The organism is Fervidobacterium sp. 2310opik-2 (assembly GCF_011057735.1).
GTDB lineage: Bacteria > Thermotogota > Thermotogae > Thermotogales > Fervidobacteriaceae > Fervidobacterium > Fervidobacterium nodosum.
Window position 1 is genome coordinate 83,409 of record NZ_LNGG01000001.1, and the last position, 21,924, is coordinate 105,332.

The 21,924-nt window shown below is 35.2% G+C and carries 21 protein-coding genes and 3 tRNA genes; 13 read left to right on the forward strand and 11 right to left on the reverse strand.

The genetic code is table 11. The annotated features are described in order from the left end of the window. Nucleotides 1–38 precede the first annotated feature (38 nt). The 3 genes from AS161_RS00440 to AS161_RS00450 form a co-directional block, all read right to left on the reverse strand. Nucleotides 39–114 (reverse strand) — tRNA-Lys (locus tag AS161_RS00440). Nucleotides 115–119: 5 nt separating this feature from the next. After that, a tRNA-Arg gene (locus AS161_RS00445) sits at nucleotides 120–194 on the reverse strand. A gap of 23 nt (nucleotides 195–217) precedes the next feature. Beyond that, nucleotides 218–292 (reverse strand) — tRNA-Glu (locus AS161_RS00450). A 132-nt stretch (nucleotides 293–424) separates the two neighbouring features. Here AS161_RS00450 and AS161_RS00455 point away from each other — a divergent pair. The 7 genes from AS161_RS00455 (at nucleotide 425) to AS161_RS00485 (ending at nucleotide 8,602) form a co-directional block, all read left to right on the forward strand. After that, the gene (locus tag AS161_RS00455) at nucleotides 425–1,678 is read left to right on the forward strand and encodes an HD domain-containing protein (RefSeq protein ID WP_164541372.1); all 1,254 of its coding nucleotides are present in this window, start codon (nucleotides 425–427) and stop codon (nucleotides 1,676–1,678) included. Nucleotides 1,679–1,689: 11 nt separating this feature from the next. Continuing rightward, nucleotides 1,690–2,061, forward strand: a complete 372-nt coding sequence (locus tag AS161_RS00460) for a CoA-binding protein (RefSeq protein WP_041257100.1) — start codon at nucleotides 1,690–1,692, stop codon at nucleotides 2,059–2,061. A gap of 34 nt (nucleotides 2,062–2,095) precedes the next feature. After that, nucleotides 2,096–3,025 carry a CBS domain-containing protein gene (locus AS161_RS00465; protein ID WP_164541373.1) on the forward strand — a complete coding sequence of 310 codons (930 nt, stop codon included), beginning with the start codon at nucleotides 2,096–2,098 and terminating at the stop codon, nucleotides 3,023–3,025. A 190-nt stretch (nucleotides 3,026–3,215) separates the two neighbouring features. Continuing rightward, the gene (locus AS161_RS00470; protein WP_164541374.1) at nucleotides 3,216–3,881 is read left to right on the forward strand and encodes a hypothetical protein; all 666 of its coding nucleotides are present in this window, start codon (nucleotides 3,216–3,218) and stop codon (nucleotides 3,879–3,881) included. 84 nt (nucleotides 3,882–3,965) lie between these two features. Continuing rightward, the gene (locus AS161_RS00475) at nucleotides 3,966–6,683 is read left to right on the forward strand and encodes an LPP20 family lipoprotein (protein ID WP_164541375.1); all 2,718 of its coding nucleotides are present in this window, start codon (nucleotides 3,966–3,968) and stop codon (nucleotides 6,681–6,683) included. A gap of 32 nt (nucleotides 6,684–6,715) precedes the next feature. After that, entirely contained in the window at nucleotides 6,716–7,888 is a 1,173-nt protein-coding gene (locus AS161_RS00480) for a hypothetical protein (RefSeq protein ID WP_164541376.1), read from the forward strand. A 45-nt stretch (nucleotides 7,889–7,933) separates the two neighbouring features. Beyond that, nucleotides 7,934–8,602 (forward strand): hypothetical protein, encoded by a 669-nt coding sequence (locus AS161_RS00485; RefSeq protein WP_164541377.1) that lies wholly within the window; start codon nucleotides 7,934–7,936, stop codon nucleotides 8,600–8,602. A gap of 82 nt (nucleotides 8,603–8,684) precedes the next feature. On the opposite strand, the gene lepB is transcribed toward AS161_RS00485, so the two are convergent. Genes lepB through ffh form a run of 8 tightly spaced genes read right to left on the reverse strand, consistent with a single transcriptional unit; the run spans nucleotide 8,685 to nucleotide 13,663 of the window. Then, complete coding sequence (lepB, locus tag AS161_RS00490) at nucleotides 8,685–9,572, reverse strand: signal peptidase I (protein ID WP_011993826.1); 888 nt, start codon at nucleotides 9,570–9,572, stop codon at nucleotides 8,685–8,687. A 1-nt stretch (nucleotide 9,573) separates the two neighbouring features. Beyond that, nucleotides 9,574–9,921, reverse strand: coding sequence for a 50S ribosomal protein L19 (gene rplS, locus AS161_RS00495; protein WP_164541378.1), 348 nt, complete (start codon nucleotides 9,919–9,921; stop codon nucleotides 9,574–9,576). 41 nt (nucleotides 9,922–9,962) lie between these two features. Continuing rightward, on the reverse strand, nucleotides 9,963–10,535 hold the full coding sequence (locus AS161_RS00500; protein WP_011993824.1) for an RNA methyltransferase: 573 nt from the start codon (nucleotides 10,533–10,535) through the stop codon (nucleotides 9,963–9,965). Beyond that, nucleotides 10,525–11,265, reverse strand: coding sequence for a tRNA (guanosine(37)-N1)-methyltransferase TrmD (gene trmD, locus AS161_RS00505; RefSeq protein WP_011993823.1), 741 nt, complete (start codon nucleotides 11,263–11,265; stop codon nucleotides 10,525–10,527). The genes AS161_RS00500 and trmD overlap by 11 nt, the downstream gene beginning before the upstream one ends. Further along, nucleotides 11,262–11,795 carry a ribosome maturation factor RimM gene (gene rimM, locus AS161_RS00510; protein ID WP_011993822.1) on the reverse strand — a complete coding sequence of 178 codons (534 nt, stop codon included), beginning with the start codon at nucleotides 11,793–11,795 and terminating at the stop codon, nucleotides 11,262–11,264. Before rimM ends, trmD begins: the two co-directional genes overlap by 4 nt. 15 nt (nucleotides 11,796–11,810) lie before the next feature. Continuing rightward, nucleotides 11,811–12,035, reverse strand: a complete 225-nt coding sequence (locus AS161_RS00515) for a KH domain-containing protein (RefSeq protein WP_011993821.1) — start codon at nucleotides 12,033–12,035, stop codon at nucleotides 11,811–11,813. 24 nt (nucleotides 12,036–12,059) lie between these two features. Continuing rightward, nucleotides 12,060–12,332, reverse strand: a complete 273-nt coding sequence (gene rpsP, locus AS161_RS00520; protein WP_164541379.1) for a 30S ribosomal protein S16 — start codon at nucleotides 12,330–12,332, stop codon at nucleotides 12,060–12,062. A 26-nt stretch (nucleotides 12,333–12,358) separates the two neighbouring features. Continuing rightward, complete coding sequence (gene ffh, locus AS161_RS00525) at nucleotides 12,359–13,663, reverse strand: signal recognition particle protein (RefSeq protein ID WP_164541380.1); 1,305 nt, start codon at nucleotides 13,661–13,663, stop codon at nucleotides 12,359–12,361. 306 nt (nucleotides 13,664–13,969) lie between these two features. On the opposite strand from ffh, the gene AS161_RS00530 reads away from it, so the two are divergent. The 6 genes from AS161_RS00530 to AS161_RS00555 all read left to right on the forward strand — a co-directional run bounded on the left by AS161_RS00530 (nucleotide 13,970) and on the right by AS161_RS00555 (nucleotide 21,867). Then, nucleotides 13,970–15,307 (forward strand): MFS transporter, encoded by a 1,338-nt coding sequence (locus AS161_RS00530; protein WP_164541381.1) that lies wholly within the window; start codon nucleotides 13,970–13,972, stop codon nucleotides 15,305–15,307. A 56-nt stretch (nucleotides 15,308–15,363) separates the two neighbouring features. Further along, on the forward strand, nucleotides 15,364–15,783 hold the full coding sequence (locus tag AS161_RS00535; RefSeq protein WP_011993817.1) for a peptidylprolyl isomerase: 420 nt from the start codon (nucleotides 15,364–15,366) through the stop codon (nucleotides 15,781–15,783). Between the two features lie 44 nt (nucleotides 15,784–15,827). Beyond that, nucleotides 15,828–17,219, forward strand: a complete 1,392-nt coding sequence (gene pelF / locus AS161_RS00540; protein WP_164541382.1) for a GT4 family glycosyltransferase PelF — start codon at nucleotides 15,828–15,830, stop codon at nucleotides 17,217–17,219. Next, nucleotides 17,212–19,455 (forward strand): DUF2194 domain-containing protein, encoded by a 2,244-nt coding sequence (locus tag AS161_RS00545; protein WP_164541383.1) that lies wholly within the window; start codon nucleotides 17,212–17,214, stop codon nucleotides 19,453–19,455. The genes pelF and AS161_RS00545 overlap by 8 nt, the downstream gene beginning before the upstream one ends. 27 nt (nucleotides 19,456–19,482) lie before the next feature. Next, on the forward strand, nucleotides 19,483–20,253 hold the full coding sequence (locus AS161_RS00550) for an RMD1 family protein (protein WP_164541384.1): 771 nt from the start codon (nucleotides 19,483–19,485) through the stop codon (nucleotides 20,251–20,253). Nucleotides 20,254–20,337: 84 nt separating this feature from the next. Beyond that, the gene (locus AS161_RS00555; RefSeq protein WP_164541385.1) at nucleotides 20,338–21,867 is read left to right on the forward strand and encodes a bifunctional UDP-sugar hydrolase/5'-nucleotidase; all 1,530 of its coding nucleotides are present in this window, start codon (nucleotides 20,338–20,340) and stop codon (nucleotides 21,865–21,867) included. Nucleotides 21,868–21,924: the final 57 nt, after the last annotated feature.

Genomic DNA, 21,924 nt, shown 5'->3' on the forward strand with positions numbered 1-21,924 from the left:
CTTTTTGCCTAAAAAATATTTATTAACCCTAAGATAACTGGTGGGCCGCGTGGGACTCGAACCCACGGCCACCTGATTAAGAGTCAGGTGCTCTACCTGCTGAGCTAGCGGCCCAATTATGGTGCCCCCAGGAGGAATCGAACCTCCATTTGCGGATTAGGAATCCGCCGTTCTATCCTTTGAACTATGGGGGCTGCTCAAACACCATTTTTTACACTGGCAGCCCCACGGGGAATCGAACCCCGACCCTCGGACTGAGAATCCGATGGACTAGCCGTTATCCTATGGGGCCATACAATTATTATGACCGAAATATATATTAACATAAGCTAAAAAAAAGTCAAGCCCTTTTTTATTATACTGAATATTTTTACAGAATATTTTTACAAATAATTTATGGTATAATTTAAACGAGGTGAGATAGATGATAGATATTTTGCTGAATACTATACTCTTTGTTCCAAGATTTGGTATTCATTCGCTCCAGGTTGGTTTTCTAGCTTCAAAAATTGCTAAAATGCTTGGTTTGGATGAAATGGAAGCTTTCTACGCAGGAGTGCTTCATGATATAGGTGTTATCACTCCTCATAAAGGCATAGTCTTAGATGATATTGATGAGCAATTTCTTATCAACCAAGATGTGCCAACTCACGAATCTCCTACAAAAGATCATACGTTGATTTCTGCATTTGAGGTATCGAAAATATCTGTACTTGCGAATATGTATCCGGACCTATCAGCAAGTATTCTTTTGCACCACGCAATGCCACATTATCTTAATGAAAATGAAAAAAAGGACGTTCTCGGTAATGTGCTTTCTATCAGTGAAGAAATATCTAAATATGTTCTAGTTAATAATGAAGAATTAAGCTTTGATGACTTTGTTATACCGTTATCTACTATAAAAAATAGGTATTTTGATTTTGTTTACGATGCAGCAATTGGAGTTTTGAAGGAAGAATACACACGTTGGATGTTATACGATATAAAGGCGGGATATAATAGAGAAAAGATTATAAACGAGCACACGTTGGATGTTAAACTCTCATTTAACGAAGTTGTTGAAATAGGTGCTGTTCTATCGTATATAATAGACTCTAAAAGCACATTCACTAGAGAACATTCTTGGAGGGTAGCGAAGGTATCCTCGGCAATTGCTAGTGAAATATTGCTTAACAGCGAAGAATTTTTCATAGCAGGGCTTTTCCATGATATAGGTAAGATAACGACACCAGTTAATTTACTTGAAAAAAATGGTAAGTTAGAACCAAGTGAAATGGATATAATGAGAAAGCATGTTTATTACAGTTACGTAATACTATGTAATCATAAAGATGAACCATGGTTTTGGCCAGCAGTAAGGCATCAAGAAAGAATAGATGGAAACGGTTATCCTTGGAGGCTGAAGGGTGACAAAATGACTTTCAAAGATAAAATTTTGCAAGTTGCTGATTATTTTGTTGCTGTGCTGGAACCAAGGCCATACAGGGGACCAAACACTCCAGAAAAAGCGTACGAAGAAGTTGAGCGCGCTGTTTCTAACGGTGTATTAGACAAAGGGCCTGCAAATATTTTAAAAGAACTTGTTTTTGGTGGTTATGATTTCAATAAAATTGATTTTATGTCTTCAATACAAAAAGATATATATGATTTTGAGAGAAGTTTGATTGGAGGTTGAGAAGAATGAGTATGAACCCTAAGGAATTTAAAAAGATAGCGATTATAGGTGCCACAACAAATCCAAATAAGTTTGGGAACATCGTTTTAAAAGATTTGAGAAAAAAAGGATTTGAAGTTTATCCTGTTAGCCCGAATTACGATGAGATTGATGGACTGAAAGTATACAAAAATGTCGATGAGCTTCCAAAAGACGTTGAACTGTTGGTTTTTATTGTCCCGCCTAAGATAGCAATTGAAGAATTGAAGAAAGCTTATCAAAGTGGTTTTCGAAGATTTTGGTTCCAACCCGGCGCTGAATCTCCGGAGTTAATAGAATATTCAAAAACGCTTTCAGATGCGCAATTTTCGTTTATCAATTGCATAATGGTTGAGACAAGATAGGTAAGGATAATTTAACTAACGTGTGAGGTGCCAGATGGTGGAAATTCTCGAAAAGGTACAAAAGGTATTTGCTAACATAAAAGTTGAAGAATTTATGAATAAAGACGTTATTTACGTTAAGCCCGACAGAACGGTTGCTCAAGTTAAAGAAATTCTTAGACTTAAAAGAATTTCAGGTGTTCCCGTTGTTGATGATGATGGAAATGTGGTCGGCATTATAAGTATAGAAGACATAATAAAATCCCTTGAGAATGGTACGTTACATGAAAAAGTAGACAAGCACATGACTGCTCATGTGATTTGTTTACATAAAGACATGACACTTCAAAAAGTTATAAAACAATTTGAGCGGTATAAATACGGGCGATTTCCTGTTGTAGACGATGATGGAAAGCTCGTTGGTATAGTTACAAAAAACGATATACTTGCTGCTGTTGCAACAAGACTTGGATTATTGTATCTTCACGATGAACGAAGAAAAGAAGTCCTTGAAGGGGATATGCTTAATCGGTCTTTAATAACAGGTGAAGAACTCAACAAAAAAGGGGCCGATTTCTATTTTAAAATAGATTACTTTGATGTAAATCTTGCTGGTATAGGTGCTGCGCAGTTGAAAAAATTCCTTTTGAACAAAAAAGTAAATGAAAATGTTGTGAGAAGAGTTGCTGTTGCAACTTACGAGGCCGAGACAAATGTTGTTATACATAGTGGAAGTGAAGGCGAACTTTATTGTTTTATCGCTGAAGATAGAATTATAGTGAGAGTTGAGGACAACGGAAAAGGGATAGAAAATATAGAACTTGCGATGAAAGAAGGATATTCAACAGCCCCGGACTACGTTAGAGAGCTTGGATTTGGAGCAGGTATGGGACTACCGAATATGAAGAGATTCTCAGATAAAATGGTGGTGCTTTCGGAGAAAGGGAAAGGTGTAGTTGTTGAGATGGTTTTTTATTTGAATTAACCAAAAATTATCTTAAAAATATAAAAATTTTTAAACGATTTTGATTTTGTTGAGGTCTATATATATGTTAGCTGATTTTAGTGAAATTCTTCTCTAATTTAATTTATATTTTTTTACAATTGGTTACTATTTTTTACTAATTTCCGTCATTCAAAAATTTGTCATACATAACTCAAAGGAGGGATTCACTATGGATAGCAACATGATGACTTGGGTTCTCGTTGGCTTGCTTGCGGCTGTACTTGTAGTGGGTGGAATTTTCTTATTGATGCCTAAGGAGAAATACATCGAAGTTGATGGAGTAAAGATTTGGCAAATTCCAAATGATGCAGAGGTAATATTTATAAACCAAGCTCAGGCAAATGCTGTAAAATCATTAAAACAAAAGAACCAACTAATTGCATTTGTTGGAGAAGCTCAAGGCACTGGAACATCGCAAGATCAAGAGAAAGCTAAAATAAGAGCATACCAGCAAATTGCAGAATTCTTGAATGCGAAAGTAGAAACGTTTGCGCAATTGGTTGAAGGTCAGCTTCAAAATGTTCAAGTGAGTGGAAATAAACAACAGATAGTGAGTGCATCTGTAGACGCCTACAAGAGAGTTACACAAATGTTTGCGGACGCAAGAATTTCAGGTGCGTATGTCTTTGCGGTATGGAGAGTTTCTAAGAATAACGTTGTAAATACTTATTCTTTGCTTGTTTATGATCCGGTATCTATTTTAAAAATAGTGGAAATGGATGCACAGGTCAAGCAAGTAGTTGATGAGCTTGCAAAACAAGGTGTGAATTTCTTTGAAGGTTTGAATTCTGTTATGATGGAAGCAACGAAGGGAACGCCGATGGAGAAAAAATGATTTTCTTTTCTTAAGCCCCCTGCAAAGCGGCAGGGGGTTATTTTATTTATTTCCACTTTTTGTTTTTAATCGGGAGGTGAACTAATGGAAAATAATTTATTTATAATCATGGGTTTAGCACTTGCTGTGGCAATTGGTATAGGAGTTTTCTTTGTTTTTGGTCAACCACAAGAAAAGTGGATAGATGCTGATGGTGTTAAAATACAGAAAATACCAGTGAATGCTGAGATAATAGAAAAAAACACAGCTAAGGAAAAAGCCGTGGCACAATTAATGAGAGGGAACCAACTTATCACTTTTGTAGGTGAAGCTCAGGGAAATGGAACCCTCCAAGAAAAAGAAATGGCAAAGATTAGAGCTTTTTCCAATTTGGCGGAGATGCTAAACGCAAGGGTAAGTACTTTTGCGCAGCTTGTTGAAGGTCAACTTCAAAGTGTTTCAACTTCTCAGAACAAACAACAGATAGTTTCCGCTTCAGTAGATGCTTACAAAAGAGTTACCGAACTGTTTGCTCAAGCACGTATTTCCGGAGCATACGTTTATGCGTATTGGAGGGTTAGAGAAGGCAATGTTGTAAAAACCTACGCCCTTTTAGTTTACGATCCAGAGGACGTGAAGAAATATATACAGATGCAACCAGAGATAGACTCAGCTATTTCAAGTTTAAGTAGCTTAGGGGTGAATTTTTTCGGTGCACTTAACAGTGTTATAGAAGAGGCTTACAAAGGTACTCCTTTGGAAAGTAAACCATCTGAACCGTCCAAACCAACGGACCAAGTACAGCAACCTATTCAACCTACCCAACCAAGTCAACCGAGTCAACCAACACAGCCAATTTCACCAACTTCACCCGCTCAAGTAAATATACCATCTAATTACATAAAAGGTATCGGTGAAGCATATGGTAAAACTGAAATTGAAGCGGAAGAAAGTGCCAAAAAGAACGCTCTAAGCAATTTGTCAGAGCAATTGTACGTTGAAGTTAAATCTTCTGCAATATTGAAAGACCAATTAAGCCAACTTATAGTTGATAACAAAGTTAAAGAAAAATTCCAGAGCGAATATGAAAAGACAATTCAAACAAAGACGGAATTCGAGTTTATGGATGTTGTTTACAAAATAGTCGATAAGAAAGCGGTTGAAGGTAAATATTATGCAAAAGCGGAAGCATATGTTGATGCGGATGTTGCAAGACAAACTTTTGAAGCTTTTGTGTCAATAAGACTTGGAAATTCATTACTCGCATCAAAGATGATTTACACAGCGAAAAGAATTGTTGACAAATACGAACCGATACTTGGAAAATACAAATTTCCACCAAGAATTTCTGAAGAGTTATCTATGATTGTTGGAAGTATAAAAAATAAGTATAATCAAGTTTCAATGATGGTTAACAATGTAAATTCTACAAAAATAGTAGATAAAGACAGTGCTATAAAAGTTGCACAGATGATTAATGAAATCGACGCGATGGCAATAGATTTACCTTCGGAGTTGATTAATAGAGAATCGTTAAGGTCTTATCTAAGCGATGTAAAAATTGAATTATCAGGACCTTCTGAAACGATTATAGGAGAGCAGGTAACAATTTCCGTAAAGGTTCAACCGAATACAATAACACTTTTAAGGGTTATTGGCGAAAATACAGAGAACCCAGATTTGATAAGTTTGAAAGATGGTACTACACAACTTTCAGGCGTAGTCAAATCGGTAAATTCGAAGCTAACAGTTACTCTAGCGGGAATTGTATCCGCAACATGGGCACCAGGGAAAGTCAGTGTTAATCCGGATGTACTGAGAGTGGTTACAAGAGAGGGAGACACTCTAAGAATCCTCGCAGGGGGTACTGCAAAAATAATTACTGACCAAAATGCGATGAGAAAAAATGCAACAAAAGACGCACTTATAAAGATAGTCAAGAAAGCTGCGGCTGAAGTATTAATAGGTGAGAACAAGGAATTACTTAACGTTCCCGTTGATGATTACATATTGGATAGAGTTTTGGCAGGAATTGACTATGAAATCACCGCTTCTGGAGAGTATCAGAACCTTTATTACGTAGTCGTTGATGCGAAAATAAGTAAATCAAGATTTGAAAAAGACATAGAGTACGCTTTAAAAACCGCACCTTCTGGATTTGCACTGTTGATAGTAGAAGGCGATGAAAATGGCTATGTTGAATCAATGATGATTGAAAGAATACTATCGGCAGGAGTAAAGCTCGTTTCTAAAGATTTTTCAAAGAAGATACTTGAAGAGCAGTACAAATTGGGTTACAACTCAACGATAGTTGCGAAATATGCAGCTCTATCAGCTGCAAGATACTTGATATACACAAAAGTCAACGCGCCGTCGACATATCTTTCTGAATATAAGCTTTACTCAGTCAGAATGCTTGTAAATACTCAAATCATCGATTCAATAACGGGAAATATAGTTTCTGCCCAAAATTACGAAGAAACGAATTCAGGTGCAACAATTCAAGCTGCACTTTCGAAAATTGTTAATTCTTCAAATTTCCAAGCATATATCCAAAAGATAATTAATTCTTTAAATTTTGAGAATGTAGAAATTTCAAAAGCTTACAGATACACATTCACACCGGAGCGGGCAGCATACAGTGCCATGCTTCTTGATGCATTAAAAGCAAAATATGCTTCATTGAAAGTGATTGAAAATACTGGCAAAAAATTGGTAATTGAAATTGACATTGATATGCCAGAAATGGAAAAATTCTTCAACTCTTTGACTTCTGTGAAAGTAAAGAAAGTTAGCGATTACGAGTACATAGTTACAAAGTAAATTAAAAATAATAATTCAGGGTGGTGGATAATATGAAGAAATTACTATTAATAACCTTTATATTAACAGTTTTACTTGTTTCGATATTAAATGCTGCTGGTGGTATTACAGTAACTGAAAAAATAAAGCTTGTCATACTTCCTGCAAAAATTGGAAACGGCTGGAATATGGACGAAGTAGATTACTTACTGTCCATTTTAGAGGAACAAGCCCTTGAACTTGGCAGATTCCAACTCTTTCCAAGGGCAGACTTAGAAAAAATTTTAAAAGAGAGAAATCTTACTGAATTAGGTGTCTCCGAAGCGGTGGAAATTGGTAAATTGGGTGGTTCGAAATATGCCTTACTTTTAACTTTAACTGAACTCTCGGCTTCTTGGAGTAGTAAAACAAATAGTTATCAAGCGATTTCTAGGTATACTATAAAGCTTTACGATATTGAAAATGGCGAATTACTTGCTTCTAAATCGATGGAATCCACAGGTAGTTCTAAAGAGACATCTCAGAAAGCGATATCCGATGCATTAAAATCTACGGCATCATCAATTTGGCTTGAGTTGAGAAATATATTTAAACTGGAAGCCTATGTAAAATCCATTCAAGGAGACAAAATATTACTTGCAGGTATAGATCCGAAGCTTGCAAAAGTTGGTTTTATATTCCAAGTAGAGACTGCGACAGGTGTCGGGTATGTGAAGGTAACAGGATATGACAAAGAGACTGGAAGCGTTGTTACGAAATTTATGTATGGTGAAAGGCCGGAAGTTTACGATGTAGCGCAAGAATTTCCAACGCTGCCGGCGCACGCCGGGCTTGGATTATCGATGTTCTCAGGTTTATTTGGATTAGGTGTGACAACTTGGACTGATGCAAGTGGCGAGATACCTTTACCACTTTATGCAAGCATGGGAACTTTCATTGGTGAAATCTTAGGTTACACACCTGTTTATCTTAATGTTGGTGTTGGAATGAAATTACTTGAGGTTGACAGATTTGGTGGTATTGTAAGCGGTGGCATAAGCTTAATAGGCTTATTTGATTTAAACACCACAGACTTTGTTGGAGCTATTTACGGAGTTTTTGTGGGTGGAGTAGGTACTTATGAATTTAATCCAAAATTTGGAATTTACGGAGGACTTGGATACAATTTGTACCTAGGTACGAGTGGACCAACTGGAATAAGCTTCCAATTGGGAGTGTATTTCTAGTTTATACCAGAGGATGATTAAGCAATAACTTTGGAGGTGAGAGATGTGGATAACTTCTTATCTCAGAATTGGTTAACAATAGCCGTAATTACCGCTTTGATTGTAGGAGGTATCTTGATATTTTTAGTGCTCAAATCCAAAGATGATTATCAATGGATAACGGCCGCGGGTGTAAAAATTCAATCTATATCTAGAGAAGCCAAGATAGTCTACATAAACAATCCTATGGAAAATCGTGTTAAAGAACTTTATATAAAGGGGAAACTCTTAGCATTTCGTGGAGAGTCTATTGGCGGTGGATTTGATACGGTAAAAGCGCGTGAAAAAGCAAAAGTTAACGCGTTAAAAGAATTATCAGAATATTTCAATACGAAGGTTTCAACATTTAAACAACTAGTTGAGGGACAAATTCAACAAAAAGGTGCAAGTCAGCAAGTAGTTGCAATTGCGATGGAAACGTACAAAAGCGTAACTGAGATGTTTTCAAGTGACGAATTTTCCGGAACTTATATCTACGCGATTTGGGAAGAATACGTCGGTAATGTAGTTTACACGAATGTTCTCCTTGTCTTTGACCCAGAAGGAGCAATCGAGATAGCAAAGCAAATGGCAATGTCGAATGAAGAAATATCAAAGCAAATTGAAGAACTTGGGAAAAACGGTGTTGATTTCTTCAAAGCTTTAAATAGTGTAATTGAAGAAGCAAAAAAGTAATTTAAATAAGCAATTTAATAAGAGATTTTCAGCAAAAAAAGGTGGGAATGTTTCCCACCTTTTTCTAGATCTTATTAATCAATTATTTAACCAAAGGTTGCACTGGCCCGAATGCGTTGAATGGCCATATCCTCAATATCGGCCTTCCTATAACCGCATGCTTTGGGACGAAACCAAAATATCTACCATCAAGACTCTGTGGTGAGTTGTCTCCCATGAAGAAATAGAAACCTTTTGGGATTTTAACGTAAACTTGCCCATTCTCTTCCCAGACATAATCTGAAAGTTTTATACCATTTGGTTCAAGATACTTTGTCACAAAAACGTCGTAATTGATTCCATAAGGTACCGGATCAAGTCCACCTAAGATACTGAAAACGATATTTGCAAGTTCATTACCTTCTTTTTGTGCAAGCGTGAATAGGTAAGCTCTGTACTGTTCTTTGTTGTTTTTTAATTTACTTGCTTGCGCAAGATAATCCCATAACTTTGGATATTTAAATATACCATCTGGTTCGTAATTAACATTTTTTAAGTGTTCGGGAATTTCTCCGTTAACAAACAACTTCCATTTACCATCCACTTGTTTTAACGTGATTACATCGCCTTCTTTTGCGACAAGCCTTTTTACATATTTGACCGAACCTTTAAATTCTTTTGGTGAGAATGAATCCATAAATTTATCAAAAGCTCGGAGCATTTGTTGAGCTCTTTCGTCAGGGAATGGCGTGTAGAAAACGACGATTTCCCCAATTTGTGGTTCTCTCGCGGAATACGTTACCTTCTCAACAAAAAGACGATCCCCCACATTTATTGTGGGGACCATTGAGGGCGTTGGAACAAGCATAGTTTCAAATACATAAAGCCGAATTATCGTGGCTGCAACGATTGCATAAATTAACGTTATAATCGTTTCCTTAAATATACTTTTGCTTTTTTCTATTTTTTTATTTTTGTCTTTTGAGGGCATTTTATTTTCTCTCCTTAATTTTCACCTTACCCTTGACATTCCTCAAGTAGTAGAGTTTTGCCCTCCTTACTCTACCTCTTCTTACAACTTCAATTTTATCGATAGTTGGTGCGTAAAGTGGGAAAATTCTCTCAACACCGATTCCACCTGCAGAAATTCTTCTTACTGTGAATGTTTTGCTAATGCCAGAACCTCTTATGGAAATAACTACACCTTCGTATGCCTGTATTCTTTCCTTATCTCCTTCTTTAACTTTAACGTGTACTCTAACTGTGTCGCCAGGTCTAAACTCTGGAACTTCTTTTAACTGAGATTTCTCAATGATTCTAACAATGTTGTCCATGCTCATATGTATAACCTCCTTTATCACATTTAATTTGTTTAGTTTGTTTAATAACTTACTTCTTCTCCTATCAATCTATCAAGAATTATCGCAACCGCAGCTCTAACTGATAAATGGTTGAAATCGCTCTTTCCTCTAATTGGTTCGAGTGAGTAATCGCACATATCTTCTAATTCTTTTGGCATTCCCCAACCTGTACCGAAAAGCAATAAAACCGGTCGCTCATCGTTAAGTATTATCTTTTTACCTTCTTCGTAACTTATAGTATTTGGCCTTACTTTGGCAGATGTAAACATAATGATTGGTTTTTGGCCTTCTTCCTTTTCTATGTCTTCAATTACTTCCTCAACGTAAGATTTTAATTCAACTATTGAAAGCGCATCTGACCTATTCGGATTGTATGTTTTACCGTACCCTTCCGTCCAATATCCAAGCACTTTTTTTACTATATCTTGTTGAGCTGGTAGATGAGTAACTACGTAATATTTTTTTACATTGTAAGTTCTTGAACTACGAGCTATGTCGTGTATATCCAAATTCGTTACTGCTGTGGTTATTATCCTTCCATCTCTACCAAGTACTGGATAGTGAATCAGCGCTGTGTAAACTTTATTTAGCATCTTTTATCAGCTCCTTAAAGAGTAAAAGAAGTGCTTTCTTATCAACTTCATCAAATTGGTGCTTTAAAAATAAATCAGGCCTTTTAGATATAGTCTTTCTTAAAGACTCTTTTCTTCGCCACAATTCGATTTCTTCATGGTTACCACTAAGAAGCACTTCAGGAACTTCCAAACCGTCTATGTTTCTTGGTCTTGTATAGTGTGGGTGGTCTAATAAATCGTTGTAGAAAGAATCGTTTTTAACAGACTCCTCTTCTACCACACCCGGTATAAATCTCGATACCACGTCTGTAATAACCATTGCTGGTAGTTCGCCACCTGTGAGGACGTAATCTCCAATTGAAATTTCTTCATCAACGAACTTCATAACGCGTTCATCGATGCCTTCGTATCTTCCACAGATGATTAACAATCTTTCTTGAGCTGATAACTTCTTTGCTATTTCGTTATTTAACGTTTTACCCTGCGGTGATGTCAGTACTACGTAAGGTTTACCAAACATTTGATTGTAATACTCGAAAAATTTAAAAAATGGTTCTGGTTTCATAACCATTCCAGGTCCGCCGCCATAGGCGTAATCGTCGACGACCTTGTGCTTATCTGTGGTGAAATCTCTTAGATTGAATATATCGATTTGCAAAAGGTTATTTTCAACGGCTTGTGCTATAACTCCGTACTCTTTGATAACTTTCACAAAATCCGGAAAAATGGTTAGGATGCCAATTCTCACTCCAACCACTCCGGCATATTTACAATTATCTTTTTTGCTTCTTTATCGATTTTCAAGATATATCTTTCTATAACTGGGATGAGTACTTCTTCCTTTTCTTTTTTCACAACGATAACATCGTTATTCCCGGTTTCAATAATATCCTCGACTATACCTATGAATTCTCCAGCATTGTCGTAGACTTCAGCGTTCAAAATTTCGAAAAAGTAATACTCACCATCTTTAGATTTTGGGAAAAAGCTTTTATCAAGGTAAATTATGAAACCTTTTAATTTTTCAGCTTCCGATATTGTATCTATGCCTGTTAAGTGTACTATAAAATAGTCACTTGCTTTTCTTACCTTTGAAAATTTTACAATAACAAACTTTTTTTGTGATTCATTGTATGCCACAGCTTCGGTTATTTTTTCCACAAGTTCCGGCATATTTGAAAATAAATACAATTTCAAATCACCGTTAAGTCCGTGTGTATTACTCAATATTCCATATGGTATTTTATCTTTTAGTAGATCTTCTACTCTTCTCATCATACCTATCACCTTGTTTTAACGTAAAACCTTTAAAATAAACTCAGAATCATCAGACATGCTTGAAAGTAATATTTTAATAGATTTTATCGTTCTGCCATCTTTTCCTATAACTTGTCCTACATCGTCTGGATGAACTGAAATATCAAAGACTTTCTTTCCGTCCTCTTCGTATTCAACAACTACAACATCATCTGGATGTTTTGCTATAGATTTGAGGACGTACTCAAGAAACTCCTTCACGTTTTTTCCTCCTCATATTTACATTCAAGCCTTTTTAGATTTTGCTTCTTCTAATTTTTCGTATAATCCAAGCTTACCAAGGAGTTTTGAAACTGTTTCACTTGGTTGAGCACCTTTAAGCATCCATTCAACTGCCCTGTCGATGTCAACTTTTACCTCGTAAGGTTCCTTAAGTGGGTTGTAGTAACCTAAACTTTCGATGTAAGCACCATCTCTTTTCTTCTTCTGATCAACGACAACTATCCTGTAAAATGGTTGTTTCTTTTTTCCCATGCGTGTAAGCCTAATCCTTACCACTAAAAACACCTCCTAAAATGTTTTTATCAGAATTTAAATCCTTTAAGAGCAAATGGCATTTTTCCTTTTTTCATTGTTTTCATAAGTTTTTTCATTTCCTCGTAAGATTTGAGAAGCTTATTGATATCTTGGACTGTTGTTCCACTTCCGGCGGCTATTCGTTTCTTCCTACTTGCGTTTATAATATCCGGATTGTTTCTTTCTTCTGGTGTCATTGAGTTTATTATGGCCTCAATTCGCTTAAGTTCCTTTTCGCTTGTATCTAAATCAACTTGTGGAGAACCGGGTAATGCTTCAAGAATTTTATCTATCCCGAGTTTTTTAATCTCTTTAATTTGTTCTCTGAAATCTTCTAATGTGAACTCAGCTCTCATGAATTTCTGACTCATCTTTTCCATCTTTTCTTTATCAAGTTCACGTTCAACTTTTTCAATTAGTGAGAGCATATCGCCAAGTCCAAGGATTCTACTTGCAATTCTATCTGGATAAAATTCATCAAAGTCGTCTATCTTTTCGCCTACGCCGACGAATTTTACAGGTTTACCCGTTATATATCGAATTGTTAATATAACTCCACCACGTGAGTCACCATCTAATTTTGTTATTACAAAACCCGTCACATTTAATCTATCGTTAAAAGTCTTACCCGAATTAACAGCGTCTTGGCCAGCCATTGCGTCGACTGTGAGCAAAATTTCGTCAGGATTCACCATTTCCTTTATTTGCTCTAATTCTTGCATCATCTCATCATCAATATGCAATCGTCCAGCGGTATCTAAGATAACGACATCATGACCGCTATCTTTAACTTGTTTCTTTGCTTCCTCTACTATTTTTAAAGCATTTTTTCTATCGCCTGTGATTACTGGCACACCTATCTTTTTACCTAACGTTTCAAGTTGATCTATAGCGGCTGGACGATAAGTATCTGCGGCAACTAGTATAGGATTTTTACCTTGTTTTTTCAAATAATTAGCGATTTTAGCCGCACTGGTAGTCTTACCTGTACCTTGTAAACCAACCATCATTATATACGCGGGCCTATGAATTAATTTAAATGGTTCGCGTTCCCCAAGAAGTTTTATCAATTCATCCCTAATTATCTTTACAAACATCTGGTCTGGGGTTAATGATTTGAGTACTTCTTCTCCCAAAGCTCTCTTCTTTACATTTTCAACAAACTCTTTGACAACTTTATAGTTAACATCTGCAGCTAATAAAGCAGTCTTTACTATCTGTATAGCCTCTTCTATATTCTTCTCAGTGATTTTTCCTTTTCCAGAAAGAACCTTAAAAGCGTTTGATAATTTATCTCGCAGTCCTTCAAACATCCTAATCACCCCATGCAACATTCAAAAAATCAAATGCAAAAATGTTTGCATTAAAAATAATACTATACCTTTTGAAAAAATCAATTAATTCACGTGGATTAATGTAACATATGAGTAAATATATGATGAATCTTTAGTTTCTTAAATTAGATGTGTTAACTTAAACAACATAATAAATGTTACATTGAAGAAACAAATGATAGAGCTAATGATTTTTCATTTGTTTTTAATTGTGATATAATATAATTGTTTTGAGCTATTTAAATTAGATTTTTTTATTTTCAATTAAATGATGGGGGGAGTAAGTTGCTACTCTATATTAATCTTTACACTTTCCTTGTTGGTATATCGAAAGCAGCATATACTGCTTTATTTAACTTGTATTTAAAGTCTTTATCTTATGAAAACTCTATTATCGGAAATTCTACATTTTATTACTCTTGGGGATTAGCTTTTGGAGGCCTTCTTTTTTCAAGCATTTCAGATAGAATCGGTCGAAAAAAGACATTGCTTGTAACAATGCCTTTATTTTCTCTCGCTGGTTTGTTAAGGCTGATACCGACCTCGTATACTTTGCTTTATGTTTTTTCTTTCTTATTTGGTTTTTTTGACACTTCAATAATTTTACCAACAATTTCTGTAATAGAAAGCTCAGATGAAAAGAAAAGACTAAGAAATTCGAATATAAACTTTGCTATAGTTATGCTTACAGGTGTTTTGGGATATTTTGGTGCAGGTCTTCTGTCAGAGAAAATAGGATTAGTCAACAGCTTAAGATTATCTATGATTTTAGCGCTATTTTCTATTCTCCCACTTTTTGCTTTGCCTAATACGAAGTTAAGAGTTAAAAGAAAAAAATTAAAAACAAATGGTAAAATGTACCTAAATCCTGTGCAATTAACGATGTTATTCTATTACATTTTATCTGGAGCGTTAGTGAGCGCTGCCGCGGCAGTTTTTATAAACTTTGGGAATGTGATATTTTTAGATTTATTTTTGTTTTCAACGACAACCATAACACTTATCCTTACTATTTCTCAACTTTCAACGGCTGTAACATCATTGTTCACCCACAAGTTAACGTCTAAGTACGGTTACAAGTTGTTACTCTTTGTTCTTTATCTTTCGGTAACTTTACTGATCTTCATGATGCCTATATTTATGTTAAACTCAGCTCTTTTTACCGTTGCTTATATACTTAGGTATATTCTGTTAAACATAACAACGCCTATGTTTATGGTTTTCTGTCTATCGTATCTTCCAAAATCTTACTTAGCCACATTTTCAGGTGTAAGTTACTTTATAAACAACTTAATGAAAGCATTTTCCGCTCAAATATTTACTCACCTTTCAAAAAGTGGTACAACAAATTATTCAAAACTCTTTTTAATCACTGGTACATTTTATCTTTTAAACACTATCATAACGTTGATAACCTTTGTTTTGATATATATTTTCAAAGATAAAACCGATGAGAAAACACAAACAACAAAGTTAGAACAAAGTAAGAAAAATGCTTTTGTTACATCAATTAAAGACTTTAAGCATAGAAGAATAATTTCTTATCAAAAGGATAATTCTCAAAAATTAAGTGTTCACATACACAATAGCACAACTTTTAAAAAGAATAAAGATGAAAAGTAAAAAATGTGGTAAAATATTTTTACCACATAATTATCTTTATTAAAGGAAGTGATTTCATGGGTATTAAAGTAGGAGACAAAGTTAAGCTTCACTACACTGGTATGTTTGAAGATGGTCAAATTTTTGATACATCTTTGAACAGAGAACCACTTGAATTTGTTGTAGGCGCAGGGCAAATTATTCCTGGTTTTGAAGAAGAGATACTTGGCATGGAGATGGGCGACAAGAAGAGATTCACAGTTTCGTTTGAAAAAGCTTATGGCCCAGTCAGGGAAGATTTAAAATTCTCAGTTGAAAGAGGAAGATTGCCTGAAGATGTTAGTGTAGGGGACCTTCTCGAAGTTCATCAACCAGATGGGAATTTCTTTGTTGTAAGGGTTGAAGAGTTGAACGACGCTGTTGCAATTTTGGACGCCAATCATCCTTTAGCTGGCAAGAATCTTATTTTTGAGATTGAGATATTGGAGATTAACTAAAACAACAATCTAGCAGAATTATCTTTTCAGAGAGAATAAATTTTATGAAAGTTTGTATAATAGTCGAAGGAACGTATCCGTACATAACAGGTGGAGTATCATCGTGGATACAAATGTTAATTGAAAATCTTCCTGGTATTCAATTCGACGTTGTCCATCTTGCACCTTGGAGATGGAAACGTCCTTTTGGATATAAAATGCCAAAAAATCTAAATAGAATATACGAATATCTTTTGTTTTCAGAGGGGGATACTTCTAATAAGTTTGTTGATACGAATAATTTGGTATTAAACGTTCGTAAGTTGATAGATTTTCCAAGAAGTAAAAAAGCAGACTTGTTTAGTGAAATATTAAAAGATGTTGCCGGAAAGAATTTATACTCGGCTATTTTAACGAAAGAATTTTGGGATTTCATCACCGACATTTATTCACATTACTTTGAGAGTGAAGGATTCACAAGTTTTTATTGGACCGTAATTGGATTTATCATCCCAATAATTGGAGCCATCCAATCTATTCCTCCAAAAGCCGACATATATCATTCAACAACGACTGGTTATGCATCACTAAGTGCACTTGTTGGAAAATACATCTATAATGGCAAGTTAATAATTACAGAACATGGCATATATCACAGAGAAAGAGAAATTGAAATAATGAAGTCTAGAAATGTTCAAGAGGTTTATAAACCTGTATGGATAGAGATATTCAAATTGATAAGTGAAGTTGCGTATAAAGAATGTGATGCGTTAACCACATTATTTGAAAAAAATCAACTCTTTCAGCTTGAGTTAAACGCAGATTTTGAAAAGATGTACGTAATTCCGAATGGAATAGACGTAGATAAATTCAGTAAAGTGAATAGAGTAGTGCACGAAACGTTTAATATAGGTATGGTTGGAAGAGTGGTTCCAATTAAAGATATATTAACAGCAATAAAAGCTTTTAGCATAGTAGCTAAAGAAATGGAAAACGCAAGACTTTACATAATTGGTCCTAACGATGAAGATGAAGAATATTACCAAAAATGTGTTGAGTTAATAGACTTGCTTGAGCTAAATGATAAAGTTATATTCACTGGAAAAGCGAATGTTCTTGATTATTATGGTTTAATAGATGTTCTTCTTCTCAGCAGTGTCTCGGAAGGTCAGCCCTTAGTACAATTGGAATCTATGGCTTGTGGAATCCCAGTTGTTGTAACAAACGTTGGAAATTGCGCTGAAATAGCTTTAGATCCTGATGGACAGTCTGGTTTTGTTGTTGAACCTAAAGATTACATAAATATGTCGGAAAAGATATTAGAACTTGCCAAAAATAAAGATTTATGGCACACATTTTCTGAAAATGGAAAACGAATTGTTAGAGAAAAGTACACCCTCTCGAAGATGATAAAATCTTACCTATCTTTATACGAAGAGGTGTTGAAGAATGGTTAAAACACTTGATAAAATTCTAAAGCTCACATTTTTGATTGCATTGTTTGTAATTTTTTTAGACACATTAGGATATTCAAAAGCTTTGCTTCTTTATAAAAATTCAGAGCAAGGATACGGTTACAATATCCTTTTAAGGTACGTCGCGCCTGAGCTAAAAACGCTTTCTGTAACTTACGATACGATGGACGTGGAAAGTGAAGAATTTGAAACTTTAGATTTGAAAAGCTACGAGCTTATTGTGACTTGTTATTACAGTCCTACCATGCCGAACGCAAAGACTTATTTAAAGAGGCTCTATGATTTTTTGCTAAATGGTGGGAAAATATTTATCATAAACAACATAGGTGCTACAATCGATTCTTCTGGTTCGAATCACCCGGGACTTGCCGAAATAAATTCTATATATAACTTAATTGGTATTTCCTATACTTTTGGTTGGAAAAAGACAAAACCTTCAGAAGTTAGCATAGATAAGTATTATCTCTTAAATGAAAATCCTGTTTATTTAACAAAAGATCGGGACGTTGAGCCTTACTATTCAATAAGCCCTTATACAAAACCGATTGTGACTGTCAAAACTTCCGATGGAAAATCTTTCGATATGGCTTTTGTTGGTCCAATTGGTGCGGTAGTAAGTTATAGCTACTTATTTGACGATAATGGTAAAATATCCCTAGATATTGGCAAAATCCTTATATCTTTGCTTTACGGCAATTCCAAAAGTTTTAGGGTTCTTGTAATAGGTAAAAACAATATCGCATTGTTAAAAGCACTCGGTTACACGCTTGTCAGATATGATTGGGAAGAAAATATTCCATCCGTTCTTTCTATATACGATTTAATAATCTTGCTTGATGGAAAAGTACCATTAACAGATCAGAAGCTTATAAATTACACATTGTCAGGGGGGACCGTGGTAGTCATTTCGAAGGGTGATAAAAAGATAAAAGTAACTAATTTGAAAATTACAAGCGACATATTTCCTATTCCACCTGAATTCAATATAGAGTTTAATAGAGAAATAAATTATATAGAGCCTATTCCATCATCTATACCTTTGGTGAGTTCTTCAGATAACATAACGGTTGCTTGGAAAATTCTCATGGGTACTGGGCAAGTCATATACTATCCATCTGACTTACTTACGAAAAACCTAATTGGTTTGTTTATGCAAGTTGTATACTCCCAACTTCCGTTTTCTATCCAACCTATAATTAACAGCTTTTCTATCTACTTAGACGATTTTCCATTGCCAGCTTATAATAGAAAGATAGATGACATAACAAGAGAGTTTGGTGACATAACTGACAATGAATTTTATTACAATGTTTGGTGGCCAACTATGAAGAAACTTTCTGATGAATTAAATCTAAAGTACACAGCAATATTTGTGGCGAATTACAATGCTTCTGTAAAATGGCCATTCAGCTTCCAAGAATACGTGAACACTCCAGAACAAAGACTTGTGCTCAAAGAATTGTTAAATAGTTCCATCGAGATAGGTGTGCACGGGTACAACCACATACCATTTACAAAAGATAGATGGAACGAAGAGGAGATTAGGGATGTATTGGTAACTTTAAAAATATTTCTAAAAAACACGCTTGGTGAGGAATACATACCTTACACTTACGTAGCTCCAGATAACATAATAGATGATTTTGGGGTAAGTAAACTATTAGAAATTTTCCCGACAGTTAAAGCTATTGGAACTACTTACAAAAACCCAAGTTGGGAAAGAAATTATGATTTTTCGGTAATAAAACAAGGTACTGTGATTATACCGCGCACTACAGCTGGATATTATCCTGTTAGCAATCTTGTGACAAATTCTGTTATGGGACTAATGATGTTAGGAACTTATCAATATTTTCTCCATCCAGACGATCTATTTTCAAAAGACAGAAATCCAGAAAACAAAACCTGGGCAGAGATGTCGAAAAGTTTGAGAGAATTCTTGGATATCATGAAAAAATACTATCCATATCTAAGAAATCATTTCTCATCTGAGAGTGCGGAGGTTATATACGACTTTTTCACACAAAGGCCCTTTATCAAGAAAAATGAAAACAAAGTTACCGTTGAGATTTCAATGGGCCATCATTTACCAAGGTATTACTATTTGAGATCGAAAAAACCATTCAAACTCGAGGGTGGAAGAATAATCTTCTACTCCAGTAATTTGTACGTTGTGGAGCAATTTGAAAATAGGATGGAAATTATATTTTTGAAATGATGAATTAAAAAACTAAGGAGGTACTCTATGCAATATAAGTTTACAGTTTTGGATTTAGGTGATGATATTGATGTAAAAAGATTGATGCGTGAAAAATCGTCACATATTGAATACATAAGGTGGGAAGAGCCTTTTAAATTCAGGTACTCCGAGGGAATGGTTTATGTATACTCATTTGGGGCTGTTGTAGGAATAAACATACCATCTAAACAGTTTAACTCACTCCTTTCAGAGCTAGACGAGTATGTCATTGGAGATGTAAAGCACACTTCAATAGAAACTTTGGAAATTTTCCAAGGTAAAGACAAAGATATAGAGATACACGAAGATAAGATTTACTTGCCAAAGATAGATGATGGAATAATCTATATCACTTCTTTTGTACTCGCGCAGAGCGTTTCGTTAAATAGGATTGAGCAAAAAACCAATATTCTGATAGACGAAATAGAGAAATTTCTTTCAACAAAAGGGAAAATAGCAAAAGGTAGAAAATCTTTGAGTCTTGCTATGAAAATTCTTAAAACACGCCATGAGATACTCTCAGATATAATGATTTTAGACAAACCAGATTTGGCATGGGAAAATGAATTATACGATCAACTTTACCAAAAACTTTCAAGGTATTATGAACTCTCAAGGAGATATAAGAATGTAACGACAAAATTAGACCATGCGTTTGAAGTTGCATCGGTTTTGCTCGAAATTCATAGTGAAAGTAAGGCAAACTTCCTTGAATGGATGATAATCCTTCTTTTTGTTGTAGAAATAGCTATGACTCTTATTGAAAAGATTTTTTAAATTTTTCAACTTGGTGTACAATGGAATATGCATGTATACTTTAAGATAATTCTTAACCACATTTATACCGAGGAGGGATAAAGTATGAAAAAGTATTTGATAGTTCTGTTGGTAGTTCTTCTGAGCTTATTTGCATTTGCGGTTAAGATTACTGTTTTTCACATCAATGATACACACGGTCACGCATGGTCATTTACAGATTCTGCAGGTAATATAATCGGTGGATTTGCAACGGTTGCATCTATTATCGATGCAGAAAAAAGCGTTAATCCTAACGTAATTTTCTTACATGCCGGCGATATCAACACAGGTGTTCCAGAATCAGACCTAATGAACGCTATACCGGATATATTTGCACTCAACAGAATGAGATTAACAGCTGTGGCTGTTGGTAACCATGAGTTTGATAAACCAAGAGAAGTGCTAATGAAACAAATGTCATGGGCAAAATTCCCATTCTTAAGTGCAAATATTTACAAAGATGGAAAGCCACTCTTTACACCTTATATCATAAAAGAAATTGGCGGAATAAAGGTTGCTATCGTTGGTTTCACAACCGAGCATACAAAAATATTAGAAGGACCAAACTCTGAAGATCTCGAATTTAAGAATGTTATAGAGATTGCTAAACAGTTGATTCCTGAATTAAGGAAGCAAGCAAATGTTGTTATTGCTTTAACACACCTTGGTGTTGGACAAGGTTACTCCGGCCTTTACACAACAGCTGATCAACTTGCAAACGAAGTTGAGGGAATCGATTTAATTATCGATGGTCATAGCCACTCACAAATGACACAACCAATGATTGTAAATGGTGTACCAATTGTTCAAGCATTTGAGTGGGGAAAGGTATTGGGAAGAGCTGATATCGAAGTTGAAAATGGAAAAGTTGTAAAAATAGACTGGCAAGCAATACCGGTAATTCAATCAAAAGTTGTTGGAAAAGATGAAGCAGGGAAGAATATCTACCAAGTTGTTACAAAAGAAGCTTTGTATGTTAAGGTACCGCTCGATTATTTCAAAAAACTTGGTGGTGCAAAACTTGATACAGTTATAGGGACAACAGAGATATTATTGGACGGTGAAAGAGCAAACGTTAGATCAAAGACAACAAACCTTGCAAACCTTATAGCAGATTCCATGCTTTGGAAAACTGGTGCCGATGTTGCTTTGACAAACGGTGGAGGAATTAGGGCATCAATAAAACCGGGTAACATAACAATAAGAGACGTACTTACGGTTCTCCCATTTGGAAACACTCTCTATGTGCTTGAAATGAAAGGTCTTGATTTAATAAAGGTATTTGAATACGCTGCAACTGTACCAAATGGTCAAGGTGCGTTCTTACAAGTTGCTGGAGCGACATGGAAATCAGAAGGTGGAAAATTAACGGATGTACTTGTTGGTGGGAAACCAATAGACCCAGAGAAAGTTTATAAAGTTGTTACAAATAATTACATGGCATCTGGTGGAGACGGTTACTCAATGTTGAAAGGTCAAAAAGGTTACGACACATTCTACGTAATGGCAGATGTTGTTGTTGAGTATATCCAAAAAGTGTTAGGTGGAAAAATAACATCTTACGATGACAAACCGAGAGTGGAAAGAAAATAAATAATTTAATAATTAAAGTAAAGTAGTTAAAAACAAACAGCGGGTGAGTACTTCACC